The sequence below is a fragment of the Vibrio sp. Sgm 5 genome (genome assembly GCF_026241575.1).
GTDB lineage: Bacteria > Pseudomonadota > Gammaproteobacteria > Enterobacterales > Vibrionaceae > Vibrio > Vibrio jasicida.
The window spans coordinates 62,889-71,578 of record NZ_JAPHPY010000029.1 but is presented as its reverse complement, the minus strand read 5'-3'; the positions used below and the strand labels follow the sequence as shown (position 1 = coordinate 71,578).

Annotated in this window: 8 protein-coding genes; 5 read left to right on the top strand and 3 right to left on the bottom strand. The window is 44.1% G+C overall.

Annotation, left to right across the window (positions count from 1 at the left end):
* The first annotated feature begins 390 nt into the window (after nt 1-390).
* Nucleotides 391-1,488: an ElyC/SanA/YdcF family protein gene (locus OQJ86_RS16345; protein WP_265988399.1), complete on the top strand. Its 1,098-nt coding sequence runs from the start codon at nt 391-393 to the stop codon at nt 1,486-1,488.
* Between the two features lie 53 nt (nt 1,489-1,541).
* On the opposite strand, the gene OQJ86_RS16340 is transcribed toward OQJ86_RS16345, so the two are convergent.
* The 3 genes from OQJ86_RS16340 to OQJ86_RS16330 all read right to left on the bottom strand — a co-directional run bounded on the left by OQJ86_RS16340 (nt 1,542) and on the right by OQJ86_RS16330 (nt 2,820).
* Entirely contained in the window at nt 1,542-1,877 is a 336-nt protein-coding gene (locus tag OQJ86_RS16340) for a type II toxin-antitoxin system RelE/ParE family toxin (RefSeq protein WP_265988398.1), read from the bottom strand.
* A gap of 13 nt (nt 1,878-1,890) precedes the next feature.
* The gene (locus OQJ86_RS16335) at nt 1,891-2,133 is read right to left on the bottom strand and encodes a type II toxin-antitoxin system Phd/YefM family antitoxin (protein WP_005383516.1); all 243 of its coding nucleotides are present in this window, start codon (nt 2,131-2,133) and stop codon (nt 1,891-1,893) included.
* 264 nt (nt 2,134-2,397) lie between these two features.
* A complete protein-coding gene (locus tag OQJ86_RS16330; protein WP_005374640.1) occupies nt 2,398-2,820 on the bottom strand; it encodes an organic hydroperoxide resistance protein in 423 nt (140 codons plus the stop codon).
* Nucleotides 2,821-2,957: 137 nt separating this feature from the next.
* Between OQJ86_RS16330 and OQJ86_RS16325 the strand changes: the two genes are divergently transcribed.
* From OQJ86_RS16325 to OQJ86_RS16310, 4 genes are all read left to right on the top strand, one after another.
* A complete protein-coding gene (locus OQJ86_RS16325) occupies nt 2,958-3,416 on the top strand; it encodes a MarR family winged helix-turn-helix transcriptional regulator (protein ID WP_265988397.1) in 459 nt (152 codons plus the stop codon).
* Between the two features lie 305 nt (nt 3,417-3,721).
* Entirely contained in the window at nt 3,722-4,279 is a 558-nt protein-coding gene (ahpC, locus tag OQJ86_RS16320) for an alkyl hydroperoxide reductase subunit C (protein ID WP_005374632.1), read from the top strand.
* Nucleotides 4,280-4,614: 335 nt separating this feature from the next.
* Complete coding sequence (gene ahpF / locus OQJ86_RS16315; RefSeq protein ID WP_005374617.1) at nt 4,615-6,183, top strand: alkyl hydroperoxide reductase subunit F; 1,569 nt, start codon at nt 4,615-4,617, stop codon at nt 6,181-6,183.
* Between the two features lie 315 nt (nt 6,184-6,498).
* A complete protein-coding gene (locus tag OQJ86_RS16310; RefSeq protein ID WP_042606323.1) occupies nt 6,499-8,187 on the top strand; it encodes a KAP family P-loop NTPase fold protein in 1,689 nt (562 codons plus the stop codon).
* The last annotated feature ends 503 nt before the right edge of the window (nt 8,188-8,690 follow it).

The window sequence follows — 8,690 nt, the reverse complement described above, 5'->3', positions numbered from 1 at the left end:
TCAATAAAGGTGCTTTGGGAAGGATGGTTTAAACTACAAACCATCCTTGAAGGCTACGAACTCGCAATGTCTCTTGAACACTAGACTTGTGATCAAGAGACAGGCATCGTTGCAGGCTTTTTCATTTCTTACTCTGGTTGCTTAAATTCGCTGTTCCTAACGCTGTTTATCTTTTAATCCAGAGACTTAGAACACAAATTAATACATCATCATTTTCGTGATCCTACTTCGCGTTTTGGCCACGCGCGTTCATTCGCTCGGCCGAGTTGGGATTCATTTCACAGATTATTCATGAAGCGAACCTAGACTGAAAAAATTCCATCGACCCCGTTCGACCTACAACGCTAGGCACAATAAAAACTAGGTACTACAGCACCTCTAGGACATTCCATGAAGAAGAACTTACTTGCCATTGCTCTTGGTAGCGTGATTGCGCTGACTGCTGCCCCATACTCTATCGCAGCTAACGATGCTGCCGTCCAATCTTCCGCCGATTACTCACAGATCGTCACTAAACGTCAGGTTGTCGACCAACTTCTCAACGACGCAGTACAAGCATTCAAATCCCCTGCGCGTATCTCGCATGCGGGTTTTACCGCCAAAATGCCGAGCAACATGGAGATTGTTACCGACCGCTTACTAGAAGCCTACAAACTTGAGCCGTACCGCACTGATCTACTGATTTCTGCAGCAAACGCGCAGATCTACAACAAGAATGCAGATCGCGCGATTAAACTGTTTGAACAAGCCCTTGCTGTTGCACCAGACGATGTGGATTTGCATGCTTACTTAGCGGTATGGCAACGCTTTGAGGGCAACCAAGCAGAATCAGCGAAACACATGGCGACGCTCACTAAGCTCAATGCAGGTAAAGCGGCAGACATCCAACGCATCTTCGACACCGTAGACCGCGTACTCGCTACGCCACTAAAAGAGAAAGCCGACAAAGGCAAATTGGATGACAAAGGCGCAATCGTCACATTGGGATACGCGCTGAACCCAGATGGTTCGATGCACCAGATCTTAGTTGAGCGTTTGGAAACCACGTTAGCAATGGCGAAAGCAAATCCAGACGCATTGATCGTATTGACGGGTGGTGTACCGAAGAACCACAAAACCGAAGGCAAGTTAATGGCGGATTGGCTGATTGAAAAAGGCATCAGCAAAGATCGCATCATTGAAGAAAACTACGCCACCAGCACGGTAGGCAACGCCCTATTCAGCAGCTACGCATTGGCGCGTCATAACATTAATCACGCGACCATCATAAGCTCAGCGAGCCACGTACGTCGTGGTCAAACCTTGTTTGAAATCGCAAGCTGGCAAACTGGCCCGCAAGGCATCACTTTCGACACAGTGAGCTACCCAGACAAACCACTGAAAGACTTAGCCAAAGCCAGCGATGGCGAATTGCTTGGTATCTACCGCGATGCACTGCGTACTTACGGCATGTGGAGCTACCGCTCTTACCCGCTAGAGTCGCGTTAATACACTAGAGCCAGAAAGCAAAAGAGACCGCGTTAATGCGGTCTCTCATAGAATCATTTGAACATGATGCAGTGGTCAATCAATGCGTTTTGTAGATTTTGTTTGTCACTCAGAATCACTAGAGCATAGATAGTATTTTTGTCACCAATTCGGTAAAGCAGCTTGAATCCATCAAAGCTAAACTGCCGGATGTCGTAAACACCGATTGTTGTCAGTTCATAACAAGGGGGATAGATAGACGGGTTATTCATAACGTTGTTTTCAAACCTCTGCTGAACCGCAATTAATCTATCAATCACATCGTTGCGAGCGCTCCAGTTCGATAAATAGTTAATACTCTGAATAGCCGTATTTTCAAAGGTTTGTGTATAGAGAACTTTTGCTTCCATGCTCGTATCAAACTCAATCTTTGAGTGCTGCTAACGTGCTCTTCATATCTTCTGATGACTTTACACGTTCATTCGCAACATCATTTTGAGCAAAGCTAACAAACTTCATTAAAGCAATGGCTTCATCACGCTTCTGACGTTCTTCATAAGACTCAACGACATAAATAGGCTTACCATTTTGCGTAATCGTCATTGGTTCATCCAGTTCAAGCTTCGCAGCATTCTTTTTTAGATAACTTACCGTTTCAGTGCTCATCATATGACTCCTATCGGCAACCTCGCTGGTGTAACAACAAACGAAACCAGCCGAGCTATACTGCAGGTTTGACCGAAATATTTGAATCAATAGAAAGTGCTAATCACATTCTATTTTTCGTTTAGATTTTGACCTAATTTTGCCAACTATACCTATGCATTTCGAACAAACCAAATTAAGTTTAAATTTAGACTCCTACTTCAAATATAGAAAAAGCCTGCGTACTTGCAGGCTTTCTTGTCTTTGTGCAGTGATAAGAACCGCTTAAATTGCTTCGCCGTTTACCGTTACTGCCACATCAATATTGCCACGAACTGCGTTTGAATATGGGCAAACTTGGTGTGCAATGCGCGTTAGCTCTAGCGCTTGTTCTTGTGGCATGTCTAGTTCTACCGCTAGGCTCACTGTTAGTGCAAAGCCACCGTTATCGTTCGGACCAATGCCCACTTCCGCTGTTACGGGTGCACTCTTCAGGTTTACTTTACCTTCACGTGCTACGTGTAGAATCGCGTTAGAAAAACACGCTGAATAGCCCGCTGCAAAAAGCTGTTCTGGGTTAGTTGCTGCGCCTGTGCCGCCCATTTCCTTCGGGTATGACAGCTCTAGATCGAGAAGACCGTCATCTGTTTTTACTTGACCATTACGACCAGCCAAAGCGGTAGCTTGAGTTTTGTATAGAGTAGTCATGCGAGTGTCCTTCTTAATTTAAGTTGCGCACAATTTAATTGCTTGCAATCTTATATCGAAGTAAAGAACGTTTGCAACTATATTGTGCACAATTTATTTTATGACTCTCTTTCTCCATGAGCAGGTAGGCAACGCCAATGAGCCAGTGTTACAACGACAACACCATGACCGACGACGATAAACTCTTACTCGAAAACCAAGTTTGCTTCCCGCTCTACAGCGCAGCAAATGCGGTGATCCGAGCTTACCGACCGTTGTTGGACGAGCTTGATCTGACCTATTCGCAATACTTAGTGATGATGGTGCTGTGGGAAAAAGACGGTGCCAGTGTGAAAGAATTGGGGTCACAACTGCATTTGGACTCAGGCACACTCACACCGCTGCTTAAACGCTTAGAAGCAAAAGGCTATGTAGAGCGCGGCCGAAGTGAAACTGATGAACGCGTTCGTGTACTCAATCTAACCGAGCAAGGTCGTGCCCTTAAAGAGCAAGCTAAGTCAGTGCCAAACGCCATGATGTGTAAAATCACCTTAGAGCTAGATGAAATGATCATGCTGAAGAAGTTGTGTGGCAAAGTGCTCGACAATCTGAGCTAACAAAATAGAAGCATCCGCTTCCCCACTTCCTATTAGAAAGAGCCTTCCGAGATGCAGACTCTTTCGATCTTAGCTAGAAGATCTATTCAAAGTAATCATCGGCATTCTCTATTGCCAACCCGCTTTCATCTTCAATAAAACCTATCAAAGCAAACTCACTTACATCGGATTTCCCTATCAAGTGAAATAGGAAATGGCTATCAATAGGATAGTTACAAGCGATTTTCCTTAAACACACTCCGATGAGAATATACTTTCCGAAAGCAACAACAGCTCAGCTTAAAACATTCAAAGGAAAGTAAATTATGATTAATACTCAAATCAAACCATTTGCAGCTACAGCGTACAAAAACGGCGAATTCGTTGAAGTAACAGAACAAGACGTTCTAGGTAAATGGGCAGTATTCTTCTTCTACCCAGCAGACTTTACGTTTGTATGTCCAACAGAACTGGGCGACCTAGCAGACCACTACGAAGAGCTACAAAAACGTGGCGTAGAAGTTTACTCAGTATCAACTGACACACACTTCACTCACAAAGCATGGCACGACAGCTCAGACACAATCGGTAAGATTCAGTACTACATGCTTGGCGACCAAACAGGCAACATCACAAACAACTTCGGTGTGATGCGTGAAGGTCAAGGTCTTGCAGACCGTGCAACGTTCCTAATCGACCCGGAAGGTACTATCCAAGCAATGGAAATCACTGCTGAAGGTATCGGTCGTGACGCAGAAGACCTACTACGCAAAGTGAAAGCAGCTCAATACGTAGCAGCGCACCCAGGCGAAGTTTGCCCAGCTAAATGGAAAGAAGGTGAAGAGACACTAGCTCCATCACTAGACCTAGTTGGCAAAATCTAAGCCACTGAAATTTAAGTTCTAATCAGTTCCCGATTTCCTTTTTCTGATTAGAACTGAATTAGAGAGCACTTCAGGTTAGATACCTTGACGACCTTCTGCCTGATTTGCTCTCTCCCCCTCAGATTTTATCTAAAGTAACCACTTTTTATTACCTATCTGAATAAGTAGGTGTGCAGTAATTGCGTAGAAAAAATCGTTTAGAACCAGGCATAGATTTTCGATAGCTAGTTCCCCTAACTACAAAATCTATAACGCAGTTATCAACGATTTTGGCTAGCAAGAATGAACAAATACTTGTTTTGATTGGTAACTATTTAATTAAGGTAGTAACAACTATGTTAGACCAAGCGATCCAACAACAACTCAAACAATATCTGGCTAATGTAAAAGAAGAAGTTCGTTTAGTGGTTAGTCTAGATGAAAGCAAAGCATCGAATGACATTTTGTCTCTAGCGAACCAAATCGCAGAGATGAGCGACCTAATCACCGTTGAACGTGACGACAACGCAAGCGCACGTAAACCAGTGATGGCGGTAACTAACCCAGCAAAAGGCACTGCACTACGCTTTGCAGGCTTGCCAATGGGTCACGAATTTACCTCTCTAGTATTGGCTCTGCTTCATTCTGGCGGTCACCCAATCAAACTAGAACCAGAAGTGATTGAGCAAATCGCAGCACTAGACAAAGATCTAGACGTAGAAATCTTCATTTCACTGTCGTGTCAAAACTGTCCGGACGTGGTTCAAGCGTTCAACATGATGGCGGCGATCAACCCGAAAGTAAAAGCAACCATGATCGACGGTGGTTTGTTCCAAGATGAAGTGAAACAACGCGACATCATGGCCGTACCAAGCGTATTCGTGAACGGTGAGCTATTCGGTCAAGGTCGTATGTCTCTGACTGAAATCCTAAACAAAGTGGATGACGGCGCGAGCGAGAAAGCCGCAAAAGCACTGAGCGAAAAAGACCCATACGACGTACTTGTTGTCGGCGGTGGTCCTGGTGGTAGCGCAGCTGCTCTATACGCCGCTCGTAAAGGTATTCGTACTGGCGTTGTTGCTAAGCGTTTTGGTGGTCAGGTTATGGACACCATGGCAATCGAGAACTTCATTTCGGTAAAACGTACTGAAGGTCCAAAACTAGCAACTGACCTAGCAGAACACCTAAAAGAATACGATGTAGACGTCGTGACTGAGCAACAAGCTGAGAAGCTAATGGGCGCAGCACATACAGAAGATGGTTTGATTCACATCCAACTTGAAAGCGGCGCAACGCTGAAGAGTAAGAGTGTCATCTTAAGCCCTGGTGCACGCTGGCGTGAAATGAACGTTCCGGGTGAGCAAGAGTACCGCAACAAAGGTGTCGCGTACTGCCCACACTGTGACGGTCCACTGTTCAAAGGCAAGAAAACTGCGGTTATCGGTGGTGGTAACTCAGGCATCGAAGCAGCTATCGACCTTGCTGGTATCGTAGAACACGTAACGGTTCTTGAATTCGCAGACGTACTTCGCGCAGACCAAGTGCTTATCGACAAAGCGAACTCACTACCAAACGTAGACATCATCACGATGGCGCAAACCACTGAAGTAGTGGGTGACGGTACTCGTGTAACAAGCTTGAAGTACAAAGACCGCAACACAGATGAAATCAAAGAGATTGAACTGTCAGGTATCTTTGTTCAAATCGGTCTAGTTCCGAACACAGAATGGCTAAAAGATTCAGAAGTAGCCCTATCTGAGCGCGGCGAGATTGAAGTCGGTAGCCGTGGCGATACTAGCCTAGAAGGTGTGTTCGCAGCCGGTGACGCAACAACCGTTCCTTACAAACAGATCATCATTGCGATGGGTGAAGGTGCAAAAGCAAGCTTAGGCGCATTTGACTACCTAATCCGTAAGCAAGGTTAATCTCCAATTTCTTGAGCACAAAGCGCACGGTGCTGTGTTTTCTTCCCCGGAAAACCAATCGGGGCACCGTGACAGCGATGAGTAACAAGAAATAAAATCAAAAAACCTAGAAGCCCAAAGACTTTGCCAGCAGGTATTAACTGCTGGCTTTTTTGGTTTTTTTTTGGGGGGGGGAATTTATAAAATAGCCACTTATAAACAAACACTTAACATCAGCTGATAACCCATCAACACAATAAAACTTCTTACTTCTCCACCTATTGAACTGACCTCAAACAGGCTCAATATCAAGACTAATTGCATATAGGAGGCAACATGCCACAACAATTAGTTATCAATTGGGACGAACCTGCTTCGATATCTGAACAACACTTTCCGCAAGACAAATTAGATAGAGCAAAATATGCTGAGTTTCTGACAAAGTTTCTTTCAAATCAGGGCTTTGATGAAGCAAGAGAAGAAGGTGAACAAAAAAGAAACTATGTTCTAAATTTAAACTCAGAGTGGGGCTCTGGAAAAACTTACTTCTTAAAGCGTTGGGCAAACGACCTCAAAGAACACTATCCTGTCGTTTACGTCGATGCATGGGAAAAAGACTATTCTGAAGATCCCTTGATGACGGTAGTGTCTGCAATCATCAAGGATTTAAAAGCTCAAGCAGGAAAAGATGAAGAAAAATTTACAGCTCCAACGAAACTAATTGGCCTATTGAAGGCTGCGGCTCCAGGTATTGCAAGGGGAATGTCGAAGCGTTTTCTTGGAATTGACCCTGTAATAATCATGGAAGCCGGAGAAAAAGAAAATGGAGCAATTGAATCAATTACAGTACCGAGTGATAACGGGGAATCAATAGATCTAAGTCATGCAGGTTCTGATGTTGTGAAACACTTGATCAGAGAACATGAAGCTAAAAGTGAGGCAATATCTAATCTAAAGAAAAACGTAGCTCAATGGGTTGAAGCTGTTAAAGCTCTGAAGAGTATCTCATTTCCCGCTTTTATCTTCATCGATGAACTAGATCGTTGTAGGCCAAGTTATGCAGTTGAGATGCTCGAAACAATAAAACATATCTTTGATATTCCTGGTGTTGTATTCGTTGTGGCTACTGATACAGAACAATTACAACATGCTGTCAAAGCAGTTTATGGCGAAGGTTTCGATGCAAGAGTTTACCTTGGGCGTTTCTTCAATAGCCGCTTTAGCTTAAAAGCGCCCTCCCTTGAAAACTTCCTAGATGCGCATAGTGACTCTTACAAACTAGCACCTAGTTACTTGAACGATTTAGGCGTCAAGTTATTACCATATACTCAGAGTGAAAAAGAAACTTTGCAGAATATCGCCGTAGTGTTGAATGCGTTTCGAATGTCACCAAGAACGTCACTTCAAATTGCAGATAGAGTCATAGCAACCATATCTCATATGCCCAAAAACTCCTCACTAGACATATTGATGTTAACCACTCTTCATTGTTTGAGAGAACGAAATGAAGGACTGTTTAAAGACATTGTTTCTGGTGGATTCAAAAGAGTCGAAGGGACAGGAGATAGTTCTAAAGTTATTTACTTAAGTTCCTTTTTGGAAAGTAACATGTCATTGATTGATGGCATCATAGCAACTTACTTAGAACCATCATCGATTGCATCGCGCCTGCGGTTGAGTCGTCATCAAACATACGGAAATTTCTATAAAGACGGCATCTATAAGTTCACATATCAGGAATATTTGAGAGACATCTTTGCCCCTCATTTTGAATCAATTGAACATACACCCGCCTACGTATTTGGTCTTTCTGATACTTCGCGTAGCCCAACACAAACTTCCCTTGAAAAATGCGCAAAAAGACTCAAAGAACTGCATGAAGATTCGGAGATAGAAAGTGCTGGTATAGAGTGGATGAAATACATCTATTTAAATGATAAGTACGATTCCATCAGCAAAGAGCAGTATCAAGACTTTGTTGAACTCTCATCAGCACTTGACTGGATGGGCAAAGAAGAGCTCTAAAATCTGATAAACCAATACCCTCCCCCTTGATAACCATATTCAAATGCTGGGCAAACCATGTCTAGAAAAGGGGGGAGTTGGAGGGGGGTTGCAAGCACAGAACCCAACATTCAGCTTCAAACCACCAACCCCACCTAACCTCCCCTTGTATCAAACTCTGAAGATCTCAACACAACGAGCTCAAAGGGGAGGAACGGGTTCTGCACTCACGGATAATTCAATTCACACGGTAAGCATCACAACACGCTTCAAATAGATTCTGAATACTCGCTTAGGCTCTTTCAGCATGACGGTGAAAAGCAAAGAGCTCACCGCAACAAAGAACAGCCCTCCCCCTAGATAACCGCATCCAAATGCTGGGCAGCCCAAGTCGAGAAAAGGGGGAGCTGGAGGGGTTGCAAGCACCTAACCCAACATCCAGCTTCAAACCATCAACCCCACCTAACCTCCCCTTGTATCAAACTCCGAAGCTCTCAATACACCGAGATCAAAGGGGAGGAACT

Bases quoted from the DNA above. Each gene is read 5' to 3' on its own strand.
- OQJ86_RS16335 (WP_005383516.1), bottom strand. From the start codon at position 2,133: ATGAGCACTGAAACGGTAAGTTATCTAAAAAAGAATGCTGCGAAGCTT.
- OQJ86_RS16325 (WP_265988397.1), top strand. From the start codon at position 2,958: ATGAGCCAGTGTTACAACGACAACACCATGACCGACGACGATAAACTC.
- OQJ86_RS16310 (WP_042606323.1), top strand. From the start codon at position 6,499: ATGCCACAACAATTAGTTATCAATTGGGACGAACCTGCTTCGATATCT.
- OQJ86_RS16330 (WP_005374640.1), bottom strand. From the start codon at position 2,820: ATGACTACTCTATACAAAACTCAAGCTACCGCTTTGGCTGGTCGTAAT.
- OQJ86_RS16345 (WP_265988399.1), top strand. From the start codon at position 391: ATGAAGAAGAACTTACTTGCCATTGCTCTTGGTAGCGTGATTGCGCTG.
- ahpC (WP_005374632.1), top strand. From the start codon at position 3,722: ATGATTAATACTCAAATCAAACCATTTGCAGCTACAGCGTACAAAAAC.
- ahpF (WP_005374617.1), top strand. From the start codon at position 4,615: ATGTTAGACCAAGCGATCCAACAACAACTCAAACAATATCTGGCTAAT.
- OQJ86_RS16340 (WP_265988398.1), bottom strand. From the start codon at position 1,877: ATGGAAGCAAAAGTTCTCTATACACAAACCTTTGAAAATACGGCTATT.